Source organism: Flavobacterium macrobrachii (assembly GCF_014486675.1).
Lineage (GTDB): Bacteria > Bacteroidota > Bacteroidia > Flavobacteriales > Flavobacteriaceae > Flavobacterium > Flavobacterium macrobrachii.
In genome coordinates this window covers 16,265-37,244 of the sequence record NZ_JACTAC010000029.1, presented here as the reverse complement: position 1 = coordinate 37,244, position 20,980 = coordinate 16,265, and the positions used below count along the sequence as shown (strand labels likewise).

General features: G+C 32.8%; 21 protein-coding genes. 4 read left to right on the top strand and 17 right to left on the bottom strand.

Annotation, left to right across the window (positions count from 1 at the left end):
* Positions 1 to 80 precede the first annotated feature (80 nt).
* A complete protein-coding gene (locus IAI56_RS08245; RefSeq protein ID WP_187657418.1) occupies positions 81 to 866 on the top strand; it encodes a DNA/RNA non-specific endonuclease in 786 nt (261 codons plus the stop codon).
* 8 nt (positions 867 to 874) lie between these two features.
* Here IAI56_RS08245 and IAI56_RS08240 read toward each other — a convergent pair whose 3' ends face one another.
* From IAI56_RS08240 to purH, 7 genes are all read right to left on the bottom strand, one after another.
* Positions 875 to 1,363 (bottom strand): hypothetical protein, encoded by a 489-nt coding sequence (locus tag IAI56_RS08240; RefSeq protein WP_187657417.1) that lies wholly within the window; start codon positions 1,361 to 1,363, stop codon positions 875 to 877.
* A 61-nt stretch (positions 1,364 to 1,424) separates the two neighbouring features.
* Positions 1,425 to 2,684 carry a rod shape-determining protein RodA gene (gene rodA, locus IAI56_RS08235; RefSeq protein WP_187657416.1) on the bottom strand — a complete coding sequence of 420 codons (1,260 nt, stop codon included), beginning with the start codon at positions 2,682 to 2,684 and terminating at the stop codon, positions 1,425 to 1,427.
* 9 nt (positions 2,685 to 2,693) lie between these two features.
* On the bottom strand, positions 2,694 to 4,634 hold the full coding sequence (gene mrdA / locus IAI56_RS08230) for a penicillin-binding protein 2 (RefSeq protein WP_187657415.1): 1,941 nt from the start codon (positions 4,632 to 4,634) through the stop codon (positions 2,694 to 2,696).
* Entirely contained in the window at positions 4,631 to 5,137 is a 507-nt protein-coding gene (locus IAI56_RS08225) for a rod shape-determining protein MreD (protein ID WP_187657414.1), read from the bottom strand. The genes mrdA and IAI56_RS08225 overlap by 4 nt, the downstream gene beginning before the upstream one ends.
* Positions 5,130 to 5,957: a rod shape-determining protein MreC gene (mreC, locus tag IAI56_RS08220; RefSeq protein ID WP_187657413.1), complete on the bottom strand. Its 828-nt coding sequence runs from the start codon at positions 5,955 to 5,957 to the stop codon at positions 5,130 to 5,132. The genes IAI56_RS08225 and mreC overlap by 8 nt, the downstream gene beginning before the upstream one ends.
* A 93-nt stretch (positions 5,958 to 6,050) precedes the next feature.
* Positions 6,051 to 7,079 carry a rod shape-determining protein gene (locus IAI56_RS08215; protein WP_121312631.1) on the bottom strand — a complete coding sequence of 343 codons (1,029 nt, stop codon included), beginning with the start codon at positions 7,077 to 7,079 and terminating at the stop codon, positions 6,051 to 6,053.
* A gap of 57 nt (positions 7,080 to 7,136) precedes the next feature.
* Positions 7,137 to 8,669 (bottom strand): bifunctional phosphoribosylaminoimidazolecarboxamide formyltransferase/IMP cyclohydrolase, encoded by a 1,533-nt coding sequence (gene purH / locus IAI56_RS08210; RefSeq protein WP_187657412.1) that lies wholly within the window; start codon positions 8,667 to 8,669, stop codon positions 7,137 to 7,139.
* Positions 8,670 to 8,832: 163 nt separating this feature from the next.
* On the opposite strand from purH, the gene IAI56_RS08205 reads away from it, so the two are divergent.
* Entirely contained in the window at positions 8,833 to 10,089 is a 1,257-nt protein-coding gene (locus IAI56_RS08205; RefSeq protein ID WP_187657411.1) for an ABC transporter permease, read from the top strand.
* 92 nt (positions 10,090 to 10,181) lie between these two features.
* On the opposite strand, the gene accD is transcribed toward IAI56_RS08205, so the two are convergent.
* The 3 genes from accD to tamL all read right to left on the bottom strand — a co-directional run bounded on the left by accD (position 10,182) and on the right by tamL (position 14,798).
* Complete coding sequence (gene accD / locus IAI56_RS08200) at positions 10,182 to 11,036, bottom strand: acetyl-CoA carboxylase, carboxyltransferase subunit beta (RefSeq protein WP_187657410.1); 855 nt, start codon at positions 11,034 to 11,036, stop codon at positions 10,182 to 10,184.
* A gap of 78 nt (positions 11,037 to 11,114) precedes the next feature.
* Positions 11,115 to 12,182, bottom strand: coding sequence for a class II fructose-bisphosphate aldolase (gene fbaA / locus IAI56_RS08195; protein ID WP_187657409.1), 1,068 nt, complete (start codon positions 12,180 to 12,182; stop codon positions 11,115 to 11,117).
* A gap of 63 nt (positions 12,183 to 12,245) precedes the next feature.
* The gene (tamL, locus tag IAI56_RS08190) at positions 12,246 to 14,798 is read right to left on the bottom strand and encodes a translocation and assembly module lipoprotein TamL (RefSeq protein ID WP_187657408.1); all 2,553 of its coding nucleotides are present in this window, start codon (positions 14,796 to 14,798) and stop codon (positions 12,246 to 12,248) included.
* A gap of 35 nt (positions 14,799 to 14,833) precedes the next feature.
* Here tamL and IAI56_RS08185 point away from each other — a divergent pair, with 35 nt between their 5' ends.
* A complete protein-coding gene (locus IAI56_RS08185; protein WP_187657407.1) occupies positions 14,834 to 15,562 on the top strand; it encodes an RNA methyltransferase in 729 nt (242 codons plus the stop codon).
* On the opposite strand, the gene porT is transcribed toward IAI56_RS08185, so the two are convergent.
* From porT to IAI56_RS08165, 4 genes are read right to left on the bottom strand one after another with little or no spacing between them, the layout of a single operon-like run.
* Complete coding sequence (gene porT, locus IAI56_RS08180; RefSeq protein ID WP_187657406.1) at positions 15,559 to 16,263, bottom strand: type IX secretion/gliding motility protein PorT/SprT; 705 nt, start codon at positions 16,261 to 16,263, stop codon at positions 15,559 to 15,561. The genes IAI56_RS08185 and porT overlap by 4 nt on opposite strands.
* Positions 16,264 to 16,283: 20 nt before the next feature.
* Positions 16,284 to 17,015 (bottom strand): bifunctional demethylmenaquinone methyltransferase/2-methoxy-6-polyprenyl-1,4-benzoquinol methylase UbiE, encoded by a 732-nt coding sequence (gene ubiE / locus IAI56_RS08175; protein ID WP_187657405.1) that lies wholly within the window; start codon positions 17,013 to 17,015, stop codon positions 16,284 to 16,286.
* 32 nt (positions 17,016 to 17,047) lie between these two features.
* A complete protein-coding gene (locus IAI56_RS08170; RefSeq protein WP_187657404.1) occupies positions 17,048 to 17,533 on the bottom strand; it encodes a dihydrofolate reductase in 486 nt (161 codons plus the stop codon).
* The gene (locus IAI56_RS08165) at positions 17,530 to 17,868 is read right to left on the bottom strand and encodes a 2TM domain-containing protein (protein WP_187657403.1); all 339 of its coding nucleotides are present in this window, start codon (positions 17,866 to 17,868) and stop codon (positions 17,530 to 17,532) included. The genes IAI56_RS08170 and IAI56_RS08165 overlap by 4 nt, the downstream gene beginning before the upstream one ends.
* 238 nt (positions 17,869 to 18,106) lie before the next feature.
* On the opposite strand from IAI56_RS08165, the gene IAI56_RS08160 reads away from it, so the two are divergent.
* A complete protein-coding gene (locus tag IAI56_RS08160; protein ID WP_187657402.1) occupies positions 18,107 to 18,403 on the top strand; it encodes an isoamylase early set domain-containing protein in 297 nt (98 codons plus the stop codon).
* A gap of 53 nt (positions 18,404 to 18,456) precedes the next feature.
* Here IAI56_RS08160 and IAI56_RS08155 read toward each other — a convergent pair whose 3' ends face one another.
* Genes IAI56_RS08155 through IAI56_RS08145 form a run of 3 tightly spaced genes read right to left on the bottom strand, consistent with a single transcriptional unit; the run spans position 18,457 to position 20,915 of the window.
* Complete coding sequence (locus IAI56_RS08155; protein WP_187657401.1) at positions 18,457 to 19,419, bottom strand: endo alpha-1,4 polygalactosaminidase; 963 nt, start codon at positions 19,417 to 19,419, stop codon at positions 18,457 to 18,459.
* A gap of 2 nt (positions 19,420 to 19,421) precedes the next feature.
* Positions 19,422 to 20,246, bottom strand: a complete 825-nt coding sequence (locus IAI56_RS08150) for a thymidylate synthase (RefSeq protein WP_187657400.1) — start codon at positions 20,244 to 20,246, stop codon at positions 19,422 to 19,424.
* Positions 20,247 to 20,288: 42 nt separating this feature from the next.
* Positions 20,289 to 20,915 (bottom strand): bifunctional nuclease family protein, encoded by a 627-nt coding sequence (locus IAI56_RS08145; RefSeq protein ID WP_187657399.1) that lies wholly within the window; start codon positions 20,913 to 20,915, stop codon positions 20,289 to 20,291.
* Positions 20,916 to 20,980: the final 65 nt, after the last annotated feature.

The following is a 20,980-nucleotide window of genomic DNA, read 5'->3' as shown; positions in this document are numbered from 1 at the left end:
TTTCATTTGTTTTATTTTTTTAAGTTATACCTTTAGCCTTTCAAAAAGTATTCCGAATCGGCCAAATTATCTATAAAAGTATGAATTTTTTTTCAAATAAAATAACTATTTTCTTATTTGTTTTAGGTTTATTGACCAGTTGTAAAAAAGAAATAGAATCTCCAGAGCAGAATTTTTTACAAACTCCAGCAGTAAGTTTACAGCCTAAATCATCAACAAATCAGGTTGTTGTCCATGATAATTACACCTTGTCTTACAACGAAAAACATGAACAAGCAGAATGGGTTGCCTATACGTTGAAGCAAAATTATGGAAAGGGAAATAATTTTGACCGTCCATTTTTTATTGAAGATAAGAAAGTAAAAACCCGTTCAGCAGATTGGCGAAACTATAAAAACTCAGGCTATGACAAAGGACATCTTTGTCCAGCTGCCGATATGAAATTTTCCAAAAAAGCTTTTGACGATACTTTTTTTACTTCCAATATTTCTCCACAAAAACACGATTTCAACGAAGGCGTTTGGAACAGATTGGAACAAAAAATTAGATATTGGGCAACAAAATATGGCGAAGTTTATGTAGTAACTGGCGGAGTTTTAACCGATGGATTAAAAACAATTGGTAAAGAAAAAGTTTCGGTTCCAAATTATTTCTACAAAATTGTAGCAACTAAAAATAATGGAAAATTAAAAATGATTGCTTTTTTGGTTCCGCATAAGGAAAGTAAACAGCCGCTTTACACTTTTGTCGTTCCAGTGGATAGTATAGAAAAAATGACTAAAGTTGATTTCTTCCTTCAAGTTGAAGATAAACTTGAAAATCAATTAGAAAGAAATAAGGATTATAAAGATTGGAGTTTTAACTAATTATTTAATCATTTGTTTTCCAAATTTTCTTTTACTCTTTTTAAAATCGTTTCTTCAAAGTTTTCTTTTATTTTTTTATTTTCAAAATAGCCAAAATCATCATTTATCCTTTTCCAGTTTCCGATGTCTAAACCATTATTAATTGATACAAACGCAAATGTTGTCGTGTTTTTACCAGAAGGTCTTGTCCAAGTAAGTATAATTTGTTCCTTGTTTTTATCGTAGAAGTAAAATTTGTGCCAATAATCAGTTTTATTATTTTTTCCATCATTTAAGTCAAATTGTCCATTTCCATTAATTGTTACTTTCGGTACAATTAGTTCTTTATCTGAAGTTTTTAATTTATTTATAACATCAATTACTTTGTGCTCTGGATAATTTAATTCATAATGTTCTGCGAAAGGATAACTTCCAGGAGAAAACATGTAAGCTAGTTTGTATAATAGGAATAGTACACAAAGTACTATTAAAATTATAATTAAACTTTTTCTTGACATAAGTTTTTCCTAATCTTTTTTGACAAAATAACTGGAATTTATCTTTTGAGATTTTTTAAAATTACCATTCATTAACTTTATTGGCATCCATTTTTAGAAAAATAAATAGCAAAATAGTAAAACCCCAAAGGCTAGAACCACCATAAGAAAAGAATGGTAATGGAACACCAATAGTTGGAAAGATTCCAATTACCATGGCGATATTGACAAAAAAGTGAATGAATAAAATTGAAGCTACACAATAGCCATAAATTCTACTGAATTTGGTTTTTTGTCTTTCAGAAAGATAAATAATCCTAATTATTAATCCAACAAAAAGTAAAATTATGAAGATAGAACCAACAAAACCCCATTCTTCGCCAACAGTAGTGAAAATATAATCAGAATGTTGTTCAGGTACAAATCCACCTTTGGTTTGTGTTCCTTCTAGATAGCCTTTTCCAAACCATCCACCTGAACCAATTGCAATTTCAGATTGATTAGTGTTATATCCAACTCCTTTTAAGTCTACTTCCTTACCCAATAAAATATTAAAACGATCTCGGTGGTGCTGTTTAAAAACATTATCAAAAACGTAGTCCACAGAAAAAACATAGCCAGAAATTAAAATCAAAAGTATTCCACTCATCATCCAATTTCGGTCTATTAATCTACTTTTAAAATATATAAATGAAATAACTGCTAATGCAATCAGTATTATTACATAGGGTTCTAAAAGTAAAGCAAAAATAAAGAGTACAATAGCAACAAATCCTGTCCATAAATACCAAGATGGTAAACCTTCTCGATAAAGAACTAAAACTAAAAATGTATAAATAAGAGCACTTCCAGGATCGTTTGGTGCAATTAATAATATAGGCAGAATTATAATCCCTAATGCTTGTATTTGTTTTTGACTCTCTTTTAGATTAACCTGAACATCACTCAAAAATTTTGACAATAATAATGCTGTTGTGGTTTTTGCAAACTCGGCGGGTTGTATACTAAAGGAGCCAAATCCATACCAGTTGGTTTGTCCTTTTACTGTTTTTCCAAATACAAATAATCCTGCAAGTGAAAGAAGACCAAGTACATAAAAAATACTTGAAAATTTTTCATAAAATTTGGCATCAATAGCAAGAATGGTAAAGATTAAAGGAATACTAACCAATATAAATAAGAATTGCTTACCATAAATTTGAGTAACATCAAAAATAGATGTTTCACCTTCAATAGATGAAAGTGAAGAAGAATAAATGTTTAACCATCCCAATATCACCATGATGATGTAAATGGTAACTGTTATCCAGTCTATATTATTTGTTACACTTTGATTTTTCATGCTTATTTTTTATCCAACAATAGGTTGTTCTGTTACTATTGGTTCTTCATCTTCTTTTTTCATTTCAGATTTTGGAAGGATATCAACTTTTGTTTTTAATAAAGTATCTACAACAGGCTTTGCAAGATATTTGTTGTATTCAGGAATTAAACTTCCTTCTAACATTCGTTTTTCTAAATCTTTTCTAGTAATTTTTCGTTTAATGTATTTTTCAATCATTAAGGAAGTAATTGGTCCAGCCCATCTTGCACCCCAATATCCGTTTTCAACAAAAACCGCAATAGCAATTTTTGGATTTTCTCTTGGCGCAAAGGCTACAAAAATAGAGTGATCTTGAAGCTTAACACGTTTGCCGTTGATTTTAGAAAAGTTTTCTGCAGTTCCGGTTTTTCCACAAATCTCAATTCCTTCAACACCTAAACCTCTCGCTGTCCCTAAGTTGTAAACATCATACAATCCATTGATTACAGGTTCAAAATGCTTCCTATCGATAGTAGTAACGTGCTTGGTTCTAAATTTTTTGTCAATTACATCGCCTTTAATCGATTTGATGATGTGTGGCGTGTAATAATATCCTTTGTTGGCAACGGCTGCCATCATATTGGCTAATTGAATTGGCGTCATCAAAACTTCTCCTTGACCAATAGAGTTGGAAACAATCGTTTTACTATCCCAACCCCAACCTGGATACATTTTTTTATAAGTTTTGGATGTTGGAACTTTTCCTTTTCTTCCAGTTGGTAAATCATAACCCATAAATTCGCCTAAACCAAAGCTTTTTAAATGTTTACTCCAAACGTCAACTCCGTCTGATGGTTTCAAATATTTGTTAATGGTTTTCATATAAACACTAGCAAAATAAGTGTTACACGAATTGTAATAACCATTGTGTAATTTCGAAACTCCAGAATCGTGACATTTCATAAATCTTCCACGCGCATAACTAAACCCGTGATGACATACAAAACCCGTTTCGGTATCAATAACGCCTTCTTGAAGCGCAATCAATCCAGTTAATATTTTAAACGGCGAACCTGGCGGATATTCGGCTAATAAACTTCTATCATAAAGTGGTTTTGCAATAGAATCGTTGTATAAAGCTGTGAAATTTTTGGAACGTTTTCGTCCAACTAAAAGTGCTGGATCAAATGACGGCGCACTAACCAAAGCCAAAATTTCTCCTGTTTTAGGTTCGATAGCTACAATTCCGCCACGTTTATTAATCATTAATTCTTCGCCATATTTTTGCAATTCTCCATCAATAGAAAGATGAATATCTTTTCCTTGAACAGCAATCGTATCATATCGACCATCTTTATAAGAACCAATATCTCTATTGTATTTGTCTTTTTGAATGTGTTTTACTCCTTTTACACCTCTTAAAACTTCTTCATAGCTTTGTTCAACACCTTGTTTTCCTATTAAATCACCCGATTTATAGTATTTGTTTTTGTTGATAATGCCTTCGTTTACTTGAGTAATAAACCCAAAAACATTGGCGCCATAATTTACTTGATAATCACGAAGCGAACGTTTTTGAATGTAAAAACCATCAAATTTTCGTTGTTTTTCTTGAAAAGCAGCATATTCGAGTTTGTTTAATTGTGCCAAAAAAACCGATGGTAATCTCGGGCTATATACTTTTGCTTTTTCAATTTTTTTGATAAAATCTTCTTTGGTAATTTGTAGTAAATCACAAAATTCGGTAGTGTCAATTTTCTTAACATCTCTTGGAATTACCATGATGTCATAAGAAGGTTGATTGGCTACCAAGAGTTTCCCGTTTCGGTCATAAATATAACCACGTTCTGGATAATCATATTTGATTTTTATCGCATTATTATCTGATTTCAGTTTAAACGAGTCGTCGATAATTTGCAAATAAAAAATTCGAGCAATAAGTAATAATGCTCCAATAATGATAATAGTTGGGAACAAAGCTTTTCTCATCGTTTACTTGGTTTAATAAGATAAATGATAATAATGCTTGTGATAATAGTGAATAATGTACTTAAAACAGTTCGAACCAAAATGTCTAAAATGGAACTTAGTTTAAAAATTTCAAGTATGAAAAGGGTAAAATGGTGAATTACAACGGCAATTAAAATAAATGAAAAACGTTCAGGAGTTAAGGAGTCATTTAGTTTTACCGTTTGGTATTCATAACTCAATCCAAAAGAAAATTTAAAAATGGCAGGTCTGAAATAGGCTAGAATTAAACAAGCTGCAGCATGAACTCCGCCTGAATTCCAAAACATATCCATAATTAATCCTAGAAAGAAACTCGCAACTAATAATCCTGTTTTGTTTCCGTTTACTGGATAAAGGATGATGAATAAAATATAAGGAAACGGATTGACAAACCCAAACAAATCCATTCGGTTGAAAATTAAAACTTGTGCCAACAGCAACAAGATAAATCGGGCAATATTCATTAGTAATGCGCTATTCATCTTTTTTAATTTTACTTTCTAGTTGAATGATTTCCTCTCGATCTTTGTTTTTAATCACATAAACATAACCTAAGTTAGTCATGTCGTTAAAGAGTTTAACATCTATTACATAATAGTTAGTTTCTTCTTCGATATATACTTTTTCAATGGTTCCAATGCCAATATTCTCTGGAAAAATATGCGATTGTCCACCAGTAACAATGGTATCGCCTTTTCGAACTCCAGCCAATCGCGGAACGTCAATAAGTTGAACAAAGCCAGTACTTTTTCCGTTCCAAACTAAGGAACCAAAATGATTTGACTTTTTAAGCTTAGCATTGATTTGCGATTTAACGTTCAAAATACTGATAACAGTAGCATATCCCGGAGAAACATCATCAACAATCCCGATAATTCCTGCGCTGTTGATTACGCCCATATCTTGTTTGATTCCGTCTTTTGAACCGTTTTGGATGGTAAGGTAATTTTCGTGTCTGCTGTAAGAGTTATGAATTACTTTTGAAATAATTACATCGGTCTTTTTTACTCCTTTTATAGTATCGATTTCAGGAAGTTTTGTTGAATCTTTTGTATTAAAAAGCAATGCTTTCAGTCGAGCATTTTCAAAAGCCAATTCATCATTTTGTGATTTTAAATTGAAATACTCGTTGATGTTATTCACTTTTTGATAAATACCACCAGTTAAGAAGTTGGCCGAACTAATTACTTTACTTTTATGATAGGAATGTGATTGGATAGTTAAACCTAGCGACAATACTAATAGCAATAAAAACAGTAGTCGATAACTGTTTTTAAATAGGAAGCTAAAAATTTGTTGCATAAGTCTTAAAATTATAAATTTCAAATTCCAAATCCCAAAAAAAATAGGAATAGATTATTTTTTGGAATTTGGAATTTGTGTTTTATTTGGTATTTATTTTATAAGTATACTTCTAAACTTTGGTATGTTTTTTAGTGCCATTCCAGTTCCACGAACAACAGCTCTTAACGGATCTTCGGCAATGTAAACAGGTAAATCGGTTTTTTGTGAAATACGTTTGTCTAAACCTCTTAACATCGATCCACCACCAGCAAGATAAATACCTGTGTTATAAATATCGGCAGCTAATTCTGGTGGCGTTTGCGATAACGTTTCCATGATAGCATCTTCAATACGTTGAATGGATTTGTCTAAAGCTTTGGCTATTTCTCTATAAGAAACTTCAACTTGTTTAGGTTTTCCAGTCAATAAATCTCTACCTTGAACTGACATGTCATCTGGTGGAGTTTCTAAATCATCAGTAGCAGCACCAATAGTAATTTTGATTTTTTCAGCAGTACTTTCTCCAACAAATAAATTGTGTTGCGTTCTCATGTAGTAAACAATATCGTTAGTGAAAACATCACCAGCAATTTTTACTGATTTGTCACAAACAATTCCGCCTAATGCAATTACTGCAATTTCGGTTGTTCCACCACCAATATCAACAATCATGTTTCCTTTGGGTTGCATAATATCGATACCAATACCAATTGCCGCAGCCATTGGTTCGTGGATTAAGTAAACTTCTTTACCATTTACACGTTCACAGCTTTCTTTTACTGCACGCATTTCTACTTCAGTAATTCCCGATGGAATACAAACTACCATGCGTAGAGCAGGAGTAAACATCTTTTTCTTCAATGCTGGAATGCTTTTGATGAACATTGAAATCATTTTTTCAGATGCATCAAAGTCAGCAATAACACCATCTTTCAATGGTCGTATGGTTTTTATGTTTTCATGAGTTTTACCTTGCATCATGTTGGCTTCTTTACCAACAGCAATAATCTTTCCTGATATTCTATCCCGAGCTACAATTGACGGACTATCAATTACAACTTTATCGTTGTGAATAATTAGAGTGTTTGCGGTACCAAGGTCGATTGCGATATCCTCGGTCATGAAATCAAAAAATCCCATACTGTTTTTTTGGGTTTAAAACGTTTATATAATTTTTAACGCACAAAGTTAAACAAATTAATGTTTAAAATGACGTGTTCCTGTAAATACCATTGCAACTTTATTTTCGTTGCAAAAATTTATGCTTAATTCATCTTTTATCGAACCACCAGGTTGAATAACAGCTGTAATTCCAGCGTTGTGAGCTAGTTCAACACAATCTGGAAACGGAAAGAAAGCATCGCTTGCCATCACTGCACCTTTTAAATCAAATCCAAAAGTTGTTGCTTTTTCCACAGCTTGTTTTAAAGCGTCAACTCTAGATGTTTGTCCCGTTCCCGATGCTACCAATGTACTATTTTTTGCAAAAACAATCGTATTTGACTTTGTGTTTTTACAAATTTTTGAGGCAAATAATAAATCTTCTATTTCTTGCTCGGTTGGTTTAGTAGTAGTAACGTAATTTAGTTGTGATTTACTGTCGGTGATGTTGTTTCTTTCTTGAACTAAAACACCATTCAAACAAGTTCTCACGTTAGTTTGAGGCAAAGCAACATCATTTTGAACTAAAATAATTCTGTTTTTCTTTTCAGATAAAATAGCAATGGCTTTTTCGTCAAAGCTTGGCGCGATTACTACTTCACAAAAAAGTGAATTGATTTCAGCTGCTGTGGCTTCGTCAATATTTCCATTAGCAATTAAAACGCCACCAAAAGCTGAGGTTGGATCGCAAGCCAATGCCGTTAAATAAGCCTCTTTCATGGTGCTTCTAGTAGCTAATCCACAAGCGTTGTTGTGTTTTAATATTGCAAATGTTGGTTCGTTTTCTTTGAATTCTAAAATCAAATTTACTGCTGCATCAACGTCTAATAAATTGTTGTATGACAATTCTTTTCCGTGTAGTTTGGTAAACATTGCCTCAAAATCACCAAAGAAAAATCCTTTTTGATGTGGATTTTCACCATATCGAAGTACTTGACCATTTTGTTCGCTAATTTTCAGAACCGTTTCTTCCTGATTTTGGTTGAAATAATTAAAAATAGACGCGTCATAATGCGATGACGTATTGAAGGCTTTGGTAGCCAATTTTTTTCTTTGTTCTAACGTTGTATCACCGTTTTGTGTTGAAATCAATTCGAGTAAATAAGCATATTCATTCACCGATGCAACGATAACAGTGTCTTTGAAGTTTTTGGCAGCTGCACGAATTAATGAAATTCCACCAATATCAATTTTTTCAATAATATCAGCTTCGCTTGCGCCTGAAGCAACGGTTTTTTCAAAAGGATATAAATCAACAATAACCAAATCGATTTGTGGAATTTCAAATTCTCGCATTTGTTCAATATCGGTTGGATTATCTTGACGGTTTAGTATTCCTCCAAAGATTTTAGGATGTAATGTTTTTACTCTTCCTCCAAGGATTTCTGGGAATGAAGTTACTTCTTCAACTGGAACTACTGGAATTCCAAGTTTATTGATGAATTCTTCGGTTCCGCCGGTAGAATAAATGGTTACATTTTGTTGGTGTAGTTTTCGAACTACTGGTTCTAAACCTTCTTTTGAAAAGACAGAAATCAGTGCTGATTTGATTGTTTTTGTTGTGCTCATTTTGTAGTTGTGTTTAAGCGCACAAAAGTAGTTTTTTTACCGCCAAATTTCAAACAAGAAGTGTAACAATATTTTATTTTTTGACACCAATAAGAGTATTGATAAAAGATTAGCTAATTAGCTAAATTTTACAGAGATTTACAATTCACAAAAAAAGACACCGATGCTGCTTTATATTCGATTAATTAGAGAAAGTTTTGCTTTTGCTATGAACGCTTTGCGGAACAATAAATTAAGAACCATGCTTTCTCTGCTTGGTGTAACGATTGGTATTTTCTCGATTATTGCGGTACTTGCCGCGGTGGATTCTTTGGATAAAAAAATACAAAGCGATATTAGCGGTTTAGACAATCGTTCAATGTTTTTGTTTAAGTATTGTTTTGGTCCAAGTGATGTTCCTGATTGGAAGATGGATCAGTTTCCTGATGTGACTTATGAAGAATATACTTTTATTAAAAACAATGTAGATGGTGTTGAGAACGTTTGCTTTCAGTATTTTACGGGTAATGAAAATGTAAAGTTTGAGGAGAAAACGGTTAGTTTGGTTAGCGTGAAACCGTGTACGTATGAATTTGTAGATATTGAAAAATTAGAATTTGAGGATGGTCGTTTTTTTAATGAACAAGAGTCAAATTCGGGGAGGAATTGTATTGTAATTGGTCATGAGATTGCTGAAGGATTGTTTGGCACTAGTAATCCGATTAATAAAGAAATTCGATTGTATGGACAGCGATTTGTAGTTATTGGTGTGTTGAAGAAAGTAGGTGAGCGAATGATTAGTTTTGGTTCTAATCCTGATACTACGGTTTATCTTCCTTTGAACAAAGTAAGAACTATGTTTGGCGAGAATAGCAATTGGTTTACTCCAATTATTGTTATAAAACCTAATGAGACTGCTGATTTAGAAGATGTTAAAGGTGAAATTCAACAGAAGTTGCGTTTAAAGCGAGGTTTGAAATATGGTCAAATTGATAACTTTTTTGTCAATATTCTTAAAGGTGCTACTGACCAAATTCAGGCTTTTATTGGGAGTTTGAAAGTTGGTGGATGGATTATTTCGGGGTTTTCATTATTGGTTGGTGGGTTTGGAATTGCTAATATCATGTTTGTTTCGGTGAAGGAGCGAACCAATTTGATTGGGATCCAAAAATCGTTGGGTGCAAAGAATAAGTTTATTTTGTTTCAGTTTCTTTTTGAGGCGATAATTTTGTGTGTTATTGGTGGTGCAATTGGTTTGTTGTTGGTATGGATTATTGCTGTTATATTAACTAATGTGCTTGACTTTGAATTTATTCTTAGTTTTTCAAATATACTTTTGGGAACTAGTTTGGCTGCGGTGATTGGATTGATTTCGGGGATTTTACCTGCGATTTCGGCTTCTAAACTTGATCCTGTTGAGGCGATTAGAAGCGGGATGTAGGTGGAATTTGTATTTTAATTTTATTGTTGATTCAAACAAAAAACACAAAGCAACCGCTTTGTGTTTTTTAGTGTATTGGGATTTATATTGATTTATCTAATTTCTTGATTTAAAATTAAATCGATGTATAGATTGATTTTGTTTTTCAACTCTTTTCTGTGAGCAATGAAGTCAAGGAAACCATGATCCAAAACGAATTCTGCGGTTTGGAAACCTTCTGGTAAATCTTTTCCAGTGGTATCGCGAACAACTCTTGGTCCAGCAAAACCAATCAAAGCACCAGGTTCAGAAATATTAATATCACCAAGCATTGCATAAGAAGCCGTTGTTCCACCAGTGGTTGGATCAGTACACAATGAAATGTATGGAATTTTTGCTTCGGCTAGTTGAGCTAATTTTGCCGAAGTTTTTGCCAATTGCATTAATGATAATGCCGCTTCCATCATTCTCGCTCCACCTGATTTTGAAATCATTACGAAAGGAACGTTGTTTTTGATAGAGTAGTCAATTCCACGTGAAATTTTTTCTCCAACAACTGCACCCATTGAACCGCCGATGAAGGCGAAATCCATACAACAAACTACTAAATCTTTTCCTTTTGATTTTCCAACACCAGTTCTAACAGCATCGTTTAGACCGGTTTTGTTGATAACGTCTTTTAGACGGTCGGAATATTTTTTTGTATCGACGAAGTTTAAAGGATCTTTGGATGTCATTTTTGCATCTAGTTCTTTGAACTCGTTATTGTCGAACAGGATTTCGAAATATTCTTTGCTGCCGATTCTAACATGGAAATCATCTTCGGGGCTAACCCAAAGGTTACGAGCTAATTCATCAGTATCAATAATTTTTCCTGTTGGCGATTTGTACCACAAACCTTTTGGAACGTCTTTTTTATCTTCGGTTGCGGTAGTAATACCTTTTTCTTTTCTTTTAAACCAAGCCATGATTTATTGTATAATGTAAAATGTAAAATTGTATAATGTTTCACTCTTGTTACAGTATACAATTTACAATATACAGTTTTATAATGTGTTTACGTTATTTAAGTCAGCAAATGCCTGTTCTAATCTTTTGTTGAAGGTCATTTCGCCTTCGCGTATCCATTTTCTTGGATCGTAGTGTTTTTTGTTAGGAGAATCATCACCGTCTGGACTTCCAATTTGAGTTTTTAGGTAATCGATTTTTGAAGTCATATAGTCACGAATTCCTTCGGTGAACGCAAATTGTAAGTCGGTATCAATATTCATTTTGATTACGCCATAACCTATTGCTTCTCTGATTTCTTCGATTGTTGAACCTGAACCACCGTGGAAAACAAAGTCAACCGGATTATGACCTGTGTTGAATTTATTTTGAACATAATCTTGAGAGTTTTTCAAGATTTTTGGTGTTAGTTTTACGTTTCCTGGTTTGTATACACCGTGAACGTTTCCAAATGCAGCAGCAATACTAAATTTAGGAGAAACTTTCATTAGTTCTTCATAAGCATAGGCTACTTCTTCTGGTTGTGTGTATAGTTTTGAACTGTCAACGTCTGAGTTGTCAACGCCATCTTCTTCGCCACCTGTAATTCCTAATTCGATTTCTAAAGTCATTCCCATTTTGCTCATTCGAGCTAAATATTCTTTACAGATTTCGATGTTTTCTTCGATTGGTTCTTCTGATAAGTCAATCATGTGGGAAGAAAATAATGGTTTTCCTGTTTCGGCAAAATGTTTTTCGGAAGCATCTAATAAACCATCAATCCATGGTAAAAGATTTTTTGCGCAATGGTCAGTATGAAGAATTACAGTTGCGCCATAAGCTTCTGCTAAAGTATGAACGTGTTTTGCTCCAGCAATTCCACCAAGGATAGCTGCTTTTTGGCCATCGTTTGAAAGACCTTTGCCGGCATTGTAAGCTGCGCCACCATTTGAAAACTGGATGATAACTGGCGCTTTCAGTTTAGCAGCAGTTTCTAAAACGCCATTAATTGTGCTTGAACCTATTACGTTAACCGCAGGAAGTGCAAATCCTTTTTGTTTTGCATAGTTAAAAATTTCTTGCACTTGGTCGCCAGTTGCTACTCCAGGTTTGATATTATGAGCCATTGTTATGTGTTGTTTAAAAGTTAATTTTTAATTAATGGGTTACAAAAATAATAATTTCTAATTTTAGAATGGATAATTTATCCCGATATTTAATACTGATTTGTCAAAGCGCATTTCTTTAAGCCATCTTTGGTTTTCAGGACGGGCAGGATTGTAGGTTTTGAAACCCATATCAATTCTAACGATAAAGAAGTTAAAATCATAACGAAATCCGAAACCTGTTCCAACGGCAATGTTTTTTAATGATTTGAAACCTTCGAAGATGGCTTCTTCGGCGATGGTATTATCTAAAACGTTCCAAATATTACCTATATCGGAGAAAAGCGCACCGTTTAGTTTTTGGAAAATATTAAAGCGATATTCCGCACTTAAAGCAATTTTCATATTGGCTTCATTAAAATCTAGAACGCTACCGCTTGCTCCAGGACCAAGACTATAAGATTGCCAAGCTCTGTTGTCATTTGAACCGCCACCAAAATAACTTCGGGAGAAAGGAATATCGTTAGAATTTCCATATGGAATAGCAATACCAAAGAAGGTTCGCGTTGCAAAAACACTTCGCTTGAATAAACTCCAATGTTTGATGTATTCGAATTCGGTTTTTAGATATTGGGAGAATTCAACATCGAAAATAGTGTTTGCGCCACCTTGATTTTGAAGTTGTTTTGAAGCGCGAGCAATCAAGGAAATTAAGTTTCCAGCTGATTCAAACTTGGCTTTAAAAACATAGAAATCGTTGTCGGTTAAATCGATTTTAGAAGTTTTGGAATAGGCAATATTTGAAGCAAAAATCAAGTTATTTTCGGTTAAACGGGCTTGTCTTTCTAGGATACTTAGTACTGATTTTGCATCGGTTGGAGTAACGCCTAAAGGATTTCCGGCATCAAAAACCTGATTGTAAAAACCTAAAACACCGTCTTCAATGATTAGATTTCCATCTTCATTTATAAATTCTGGATTTACTGGGTAATTTTCAGCAACGTTGTTCAAAGCGTTGTATGACGAACGATAAATATTGAAATAATTGGACGGATTTAAGTTTTTAACGAACTGAATATTAATTAAATCAAGTTTTAAAGTTGTGTTTCTTTTTGGTGTCCAATTATAAGAAAGCGAACTGGTGAAGTTTTGTTTGTCCAGACCTACATTTCGTTGTTTGGCATAACCAACGCTGAACGTAGTGTAAGGAATCATTGTTTTTGGTATGATTTTGTCGGTGTTAAAAGGTAAAAGTAAACGCGGGAAATTAAGACGGGAATCGATACCAATTTCGGAGATGTTGAAGAAGTTGTTATTTGGATTTGCCATGTCGCGTGAGGAACCAATATTTCCTCTAAAACCAATGTCAAAGGTTTCGGCACCATTAAAAACGTTTCGAATGGTTAACGATGTATTTCCTGAGATACCAAAATCTTGAATGTTGGAATGCGTAAAGTCGGTAGAAAAACCAAAAGTATATTTTTTTCTTGGCGTCAAAAAGATATTGGCAATCAATCCGTTTTCGTCATTTTTATCAGGAACATATTGAATTAACGGATAGTTGAAAACCTTTAAATTACTTAGATATTTTGAGGTTACAGCGGTTCTAAAATCAGAGAAATAGTTTCCTTTATTTACAAAAACTCCGTTGGTCAATGACTTTGGTTTGTATTTCAATTTGTCAACACTGTATAATGTAAAGTTATTATATGTTGTACTATCGGTAATTTTTGCGTTAGGATTTGCTGTGTTATGATCGGTGTAGATATTAACTTTATTGATTTTATAAAGTTTAAACCCGATAGAAGTTACGCTGTCTTCGGTTTTAACTCTTTGGTCTTCAATACTAATATTGATGTTTGGACGGTGTTTTTTATTGTTTAGCGTATCGATTACAAAATTGACATAGTTTTTTTGAAAATAGAACGCACCGTTATTTCTAAAATCTTCGGTGATTCGTTTGCTTTCTTCTTCAAAAATATTGGTGTCAAATTGTTGACCTTTAAAAATTAAAGAATTCTTTTTTCTTAATTGGTAAATAGAATCTAGCGGTTTGCTTGGTATTGTAGCATAAATTGAATCTAGAATATAGGGTTTACCTTTGGTAACATTGTATTTTATCTTTACTTTTTTTGGTGCGATGCTATCAATTTTGAAATCGGTTTTAGCGTCAAAATAGCCTTTGTTTTTAAAGTAAGAATTCAGTCTTTTTGCGGAACGTTTTGTGCTCGAAGTGTCAAGCAGAATTGGAGCTTCGCCAGTTTTTTTTAAAAAATTATGAATGCCGCTGTACCAAAACGATTCTCCAAGACGTTTTACTTGTTTTCGAGATAACCATTTGGATTTTCGAGCATATTTTTTGGGATTGTTGATGTATTTTGCTCTGTAAATCGAATCGGTTTTTTCTTTTGCTAAGTTATAGATGTTCAATCGCAGCGGAAAACCAAGCAAAGCTGTGTTTTGTTTTTGATACAATTGATTAAAAACTTCTTCGTTTTTATCTTTTTTATCGTCAACAAGAATAGTGTTATTGGTAAGTAGTTTTTTTCCGTTGGGAACTTTTTTTGTAGAGTTACATCCAACAAAAATGAAGGCTAATAGAATAATAAATGATATTTTTGTGCTGAAAAGTTTCAAAGTTTGCAAAAATTTAATTCAAAAATAAACTATTTATGGTTAGTAAAAACCAAATTAAATGGATAACTAGTCTTCAACTGAAAAAATATCGGTTAGAACATCAACTTTTCATTGCCGAAGGCGTAAAAGTAATTCAAGAATTATTACAATCAAATTTTGTTCTTGAAGATTTATTTGCTACCGAAGAAGTTTTTAATTCGTTTTCGGTTAAAAATAAAACGGTCGTAACCGAAGCTGAGATGAAAAAAATAACAGCATTATCTTCGGCAAGCAGTTGTTTGGCCGTTTTTCAAATGCCAAAAGAGACAAAGAGTTCTAATAAAGGATTAATTGTTGCGCTTGACGACATTCGTGATCCAGGAAATTTAGGAACTATTATCCGATTGTGCGATTGGTTTGGCATTGAGCAAATTATTTGTTCTAAAGAAACGGTTGATGTTTTTAATCCAAAAGTAGTTCAGGCAACAATGGGATCGATTGCTCGTGTTAATATTCAATACTTAGACATCAAAGAATTTATTTTGAATAGTAATTTGCCGATTTTTGGAACTTTTATGGATGGACAAAACATTTACTCCGAAGATTTACCTGCTGATGGAATTATAGTTTTTGGAAATGAAGCCAACGGAATTTCAGCCGAAATAGAAAAATTGGTTACTAATAGAATTGCAATTCCACGTTTTGGAAAATTAAAAAAAACCGAAAGTTTAAATGTAGCAACGGCTACGGCAATTATCTTGAGTGAATTTTGCCGACGATTTTAATGAAACGTAAAATTGATTAAAACTGCTCTAGTTTTCATCGATTCAACATTTCCAGTCCAAGGACTATCTGGATTGTTGTCTCGAATTAACTCGTCATTAAATCCAAAAACACCCCGAATTGACGGCGAAAATTTGAAATATTCAAAGTATAAATCAATTCCAAAACCTATTTCATAGTTTTGTGTCCAAGGTTTTACTCTAAATCGTTGTTGGTAATTATCATCGTCAGATTTTGAATTACTTGAAAGATTTAAAGTGGTAGAAACACCACCAACCAAATAGGGACGAACATTTCCTGTTCTTAACGAAGAGAATTTTAACAATAAAGGAAAGTTTATATAGGTTGCTTTTACTTCGCGAATAGCATCAATATCACTAGTGAAACCTGAATATGTAAGCGTTCTTGATGCATAATATAATCCTGGTTCAAAACGCAAATCGATGTATTCGTGCAAACGGAGATTTCCAACTAAACCAACATTAAAACCAGTTTGACCTTTTACATCAATATCGTTTCCTGGAACTTTATAATCGGTTTTAAAATCAAAACTGCTAAAACCAAGAAAATAACCCCAATGAACACGTTGTCTATCAAAGTTTTCAAGGTTAATAATTGGATCTTTTGAAAAAACACTTTGCCCAAATTGAGCAAAAAATTGAGATGTTATCAGTAGAAATAATATGCAAGTTAGTCTTTTCATTTAGAGAAAATCTTCAAAAATTATTTTTTTGTTGCGGTGTAAATCGTTGCCACTCCAAATGTTTGTGGTAAAGCTACACAATCTATAAACGAAACTTTTCTCAAAATATTGTTTAATTTTTCGCCAAAAGGAAAATTTTCCGCCGAAGTGGAAAGATAACCATAAGCATTTTTATCTTTAGAAAATACTTTTCCAATCAATGGCAAAATCATTTTGGTATAAAAAGAATAACCTTGCTTGTATGGAAATTTAGTAGGAACTGAAGTTTCAAGAATTACAAAAATACCGCCAGGTTTTAAAACACGGTAAATTTCAGCTAAACCTTTTTCTAAAGTTTCAAAATTTCGAATACCAAACGAAACGGTAATGGCATCAAAATAATTATCAGGAAACGGAATGTTCTCGCTGTCGCCAACCACCATTTCTATTTTATCAGAAAGATTTTGAGTGGCTATTTTTTTCTTCCCAACTTCAAGCATTCCAACGGAAAGATCAAGTCCAACAATTTTTTTTGCCGAAGTTGAAGTCATTAAAATAGCTAAATCACCAGTTCCAGTTGCAATATCGAGAATGTTTTCTGGATTTTTTTCAGCGACAAGCGCAACTACTTTTTTTCTCCATTTTACATCAATTCCAAGTGAGATTACTCGGTTTAAATCATCATAATTCCCCGAAATATTATCGAACATTTGGGTTACTTGTTCTTTTTTTCCTAATGATGAATCTCTATATGGAGTTATGTTTTTTGACATTTTACAATTTTTGACAAATATAGCGCATTATTTTATTGCTTGGAAACATAGGATTGAAAACAAAAGTCATAATCGTGTTTTTCGTCTTTTGAATGAAACTCTTCGGATATTAATTCCCATTTTTTAGTATCAATTTCGGGAAAAAAAGTATCGGCTTCAAACGAATGATATACTCGAGTGATTTCTAGTTTATCAGCAAAATCAATAGATTGTTTGTAGATTTCGCCTCCGCCAATGATAAAAATATCTTCATCTTTTGGACAAGCCGCAATGGCTTTTTCTAGACTATCTACAATAATGCAGTTTTCAACTGTGTAGTTTTTTTGTCGAGTGATAATTACATGCGTTCTATTAGGAAGTGGTTTTGGAAAACTTTCAAAAGTTTTTCTTCCCATTATGATGTAATGACCAGTTGTTAAGGCTTTAAATCGTTTAAAATCATTGGGCAAATGCCAAATTAGTTGGTTGTCTTTTCCTAATTCATTATTTATTCCAATGGCAGCTATGGTTATAATCATGGTGTAGTTGATTTAGAATTTTCTAAATCGTTTTTTAGTTGTTCAATTTTTTTGGTTTGTTTGAGCATAAGTTTGTCAATTTGAGCTCTTTCCCAGTTTTTGTTCATAAAGCTGTCGGTGATAAAGACTTTAATTCCGTGAAGTACAAAAAGAAAAATCCAGATGGTAACTGCCCAAAGCCACCAGTTTTTTTCAGGATAAAACGATAGCCAATTGTTTGCAATGAATAAAAAAATACTGCCTAAAAATAAAAGAACAAAGTGAAAATATAAGCGTTTTTTTTGCTTTATTCTGTCTTTGGCATATTCATAAAGTTCGTGCTGTTCTCTGTCCATAAGTCAAAAATTGAGCAATAAATATAGAATATATTTTTAAATTAGTAAAATTTCATTTTAAGATAATTTATTAAGAAAACGATTTCTTAATATGGTATCAAAAATTTATTCGCCTATAATTTGTTGATTCTCTTTAAAAAAGCGTATGATTTTAGTAATTTACTAAAAATGATTGTTATTGTTGAACATAAGAAAAAATGCTGTTACTTTGCTTCAGTAATCTATAAATGAATTAGTTATGTCTATCAAAAAGCAATTTATAAAAACAAAACCAGTATGCAAGGTTACCTTTTCTATTGAAGCAAAAGATGCAAAATTTGCTGCTGTTGTTGGTGATTTTAATAATTGGAACCCAGAAGAAGGTGAATTATCAAAGTTAAAAAACGGAACTTTCAAAGGTCTTTTCGAAGTGCCAAAAGATTCTACATATGAATACAAATATTTAGTTGATGGTTCTTACATCAACGATCCAGAAGCAGACAGTTATGTTTATAATGAATTTGCTGGTTCTGAAAACAGTGTGGTTACTGTATAAGTTTTATTGGTTTTAGTGAAAAATCCGTTGTTTGTTTGTTGCAACGGATTTTTTTAGTCATTATATAAAAAATAATACGCTTCAACATTGTCGAGATAAACTCCGTCAAAACCAGCAACAATTATTTTTTTAGCATAAGAATCGTCATTACCATAAATAATTTTTTGCCAATCTTTGTTCCAATATTCTACCCAGAACTCATTTTCGTAGCCGTCGTATTTTTTCTTTAACCATGATGGATTTCCTAAAGTCCAATCGCGCTTCCAATAGTTTCTATATTTTTCGGCTGCGCCAATATTCATATAGCAAACTACTAGTCGTTTTGCGCCGTTTTTCTTTTGTTTCAATTTGTCGATTTCTTCCTTTTTAAAAAGAACGCCATTGTGATATAAGTCAATGAAAATTAAATCATAATTAGTGTTTGAAATAGCTTCTAGAAATTTTGATTTGCTGTAAAAATTACTGTTGTTTATTAAGTACAAAAAGTTTTTTACTTCTCTCAAAGATGAAATATTGTTGCTGTTTTCGTTGTGAATTTTCTCAGGAATTATCGAATAATGATAGTTTTCTTTGGTTCTAATGAAGCTAACAAAACCTTCGTTTTCATTTTTGTTTTGAGCGTCTTTAATAAAAGTAGTATCGTTTACAAACTCTGAAACTAAAACGGTTTTTTGGTCTTTTATTTTTTGTAAAATACCAATTCGGTATTCGTTTGGTTTAAAAGTTTCGTTGTAAAAAAGCTCTTCAATCCCAAATCCATCAATAGCTTTGAGGTAGTTTTCGTTAAAGCTTTTACTAATATCGCCATTTGTGTATGCTAATTCTTCGCCGTTTTGAGGAATTATAATGAAATTATTGTCAAAGTTTCGAGTGTATTTTGAAATATTAATGACGAAATCTTGCATTTTTTTTGGAGCATCTTTCTGGATAACAACGGCTTGTTTCACACTACTCGAATTACAAGTAAGTCCAAAAATTGTTGCCAATCCGATAACCAAAAAAACGATTTTTTTCATAACTAAACGGCTACTTGACCTTTAATATGTGGATGCGGATCATAATCAACTAAGGTAAAATCTTCAAATTTGAAGTCGAAAATATTTTTCACATCAGGATTTAATATCATTTTTGGCAAAGGTCTTGGTTCGCGAGACAATTGTAATTCTACTTGTTCAAAATGATTGTTATAAATATGTGCATCGCCAAAAGTATGGATGAATTCGCCAACTTGTAAATCACAAACTTGAGCAATCATCATTGTAAATAAAGCATAGGAAGCAATATTGAACGGAACGCCAAGAAAAATATCAGCACTTCGTTGGTATAACTGACAAGACAATTTTCCGTCAGCTACATAAAACTGGAAGAAAGCGTGACATGGAGGCAAAGCTGCTTTTCCATTAGCAACATTTTCTGAAAATGATTTTGAAGTATCAGGAAGAACAGATGGATTCCATGCGGAAACTAGCATTCTGCGGCTATTTGGATTGTTTTTTAGAGTATCAATTAATTCCGTGATTTGGTCAATTTCTTCGCTGTTCCAATTGCGCCATTGATGACCATAAACTGGACCTAAATCGCCGTTTTCATCAGCCCATTCGTCCCAAATTTTAACACCATTTTCTTTTAAATTATTGATATTAGTATCGCCATTTAAAAACCATAATAGTTCATAAATGATTGATTTTAAATGTAGTTTTTTGGTGGTAACCATTGGAAAACCTTCGGCTAAATCAAAACGCATTTGGTAGCCAAAAACACTTTTGGTTCCAGTTCCAGTTCGGTCGCCTTTTTGAGTTCCGTTTTCTAAAACGTGCTTTACTAAATCGTGGTATTGTTTCACTTTGAAGAGGTTTAAAAGGTTAGAAGTTGATGGGTTTAAAAGTTACGATTCTCGTTTAGAAATTTCGTCTCTTATTCTTGCTGCTTTTTCATAATCTTCGTCTTGAACTGCTGACTCTAGTTGAGCGTGCAATTCGGATAGACTTAATTTTGAATAACCTTCGCTTGGTTCTTTTCCTTCGTTGTCTAATCCAAATGTTTCTGGTGTTGAAAGAACGCCATCATCATCGTCGTTTGGATTCTCTAGTTCTGTTGGGTTGTTTAAATAAATTCCAGCTTTGTCTAAAATGTTTTTATAGGTAAAAATTGGTGCGTTGAATCGCAATGCTAATGCAATAGCATCGGAAGTTCGAGCATCAATGATTTCTTCTATTTTGTCTCTTTCGCAAATGATACTGGAATAGAAAACGCCGTCAACCAATTTGTGAATAATCACTTGTTTTACTACGATGTCAAAACGGTCGGCAAAACTTTTGAATAAATCGTGTGTCAATGGTCTTGGCGGTTTGATTTCTTTTTCAAGCGCTATAGCGATTGATTGTGCTTCGAATGCGCCAATAACGATTGGCAGTTTTCTTTCGCCGTCAACTTCGTTTAATATTAAAGCATACGCGCCATTTTGCGTTTGACTGTATGATATTCCTTTTATGGTTAGTTTTACTAAACTCATAGAGATTTTAGATTGTTGAATGTCGATTTATGATTGTTGAATAGTTATGTTTGAAACACTGATTT

Coding starts and splice junctions, on each gene's coding strand:
- IAI56_RS08185 (WP_187657407.1), top strand. CDS start 14,834: ATGGTTAGTAAAAACCAAATTAAATGGATAACTAGTCTTCAACTGAAA.
- IAI56_RS08225 (WP_187657414.1), bottom strand. CDS start 5,137: ATGAATAGCGCATTACTAATGAATATTGCCCGATTTATCTTGTTGCTG.
- IAI56_RS08215 (WP_121312631.1), bottom strand. CDS start 7,079: ATGGGATTTTTTGATTTCATGACCGAGGATATCGCAATCGACCTTGGT.
- accD (WP_187657410.1), bottom strand. CDS start 11,036: ATGGCTTGGTTTAAAAGAAAAGAAAAAGGTATTACTACCGCAACCGAA.
- rodA (WP_187657416.1), bottom strand. CDS start 2,684: ATGAAAAATCAAAGTGTAACAAATAATATAGACTGGATAACAGTTACC.
- fbaA (WP_187657409.1), bottom strand. CDS start 12,182: ATGGCTCATAATATCAAACCTGGAGTAGCAACTGGCGACCAAGTGCAA.
- IAI56_RS08240 (WP_187657417.1), bottom strand. CDS start 1,363: ATGTCAAGAAAAAGTTTAATTATAATTTTAATAGTACTTTGTGTACTA.
- purH (WP_187657412.1), bottom strand. CDS start 8,669: ATGAGCACAACAAAAACAATCAAATCAGCACTGATTTCTGTCTTTTCA.
- mrdA (WP_187657415.1), bottom strand. CDS start 4,634: ATGAGAAAAGCTTTGTTCCCAACTATTATCATTATTGGAGCATTATTA.
- IAI56_RS08155 (WP_187657401.1), bottom strand. CDS start 19,419: ATGAAAAAAATCGTTTTTTTGGTTATCGGATTGGCAACAATTTTTGGA.
- IAI56_RS08165 (WP_187657403.1), bottom strand. CDS start 17,868: ATGGACAGAGAACAGCACGAACTTTATGAATATGCCAAAGACAGAATA.
- mreC (WP_187657413.1), bottom strand. CDS start 5,957: ATGCAACAAATTTTTAGCTTCCTATTTAAAAACAGTTATCGACTACTG.
- ubiE (WP_187657405.1), bottom strand. CDS start 17,015: ATGTCAAAAAACATAACTCCATATAGAGATTCATCATTAGGAAAAAAA.
- IAI56_RS08205 (WP_187657411.1), top strand. CDS start 8,833: ATGCTGCTTTATATTCGATTAATTAGAGAAAGTTTTGCTTTTGCTATG.
- IAI56_RS08245 (WP_187657418.1), top strand. CDS start 81: ATGAATTTTTTTTCAAATAAAATAACTATTTTCTTATTTGTTTTAGGT.
- IAI56_RS08170 (WP_187657404.1), bottom strand. CDS start 17,533: ATGATTATAACCATAGCTGCCATTGGAATAAATAATGAATTAGGAAAA.
- IAI56_RS08145 (WP_187657399.1), bottom strand. CDS start 20,915: ATGAGTTTAGTAAAACTAACCATAAAAGGAATATCATACAGTCAAACG.
- porT (WP_187657406.1), bottom strand. CDS start 16,263: ATGAAAAGACTAACTTGCATATTATTTCTACTGATAACATCTCAATTT.
- IAI56_RS08160 (WP_187657402.1), top strand. CDS start 18,107: ATGTCTATCAAAAAGCAATTTATAAAAACAAAACCAGTATGCAAGGTT.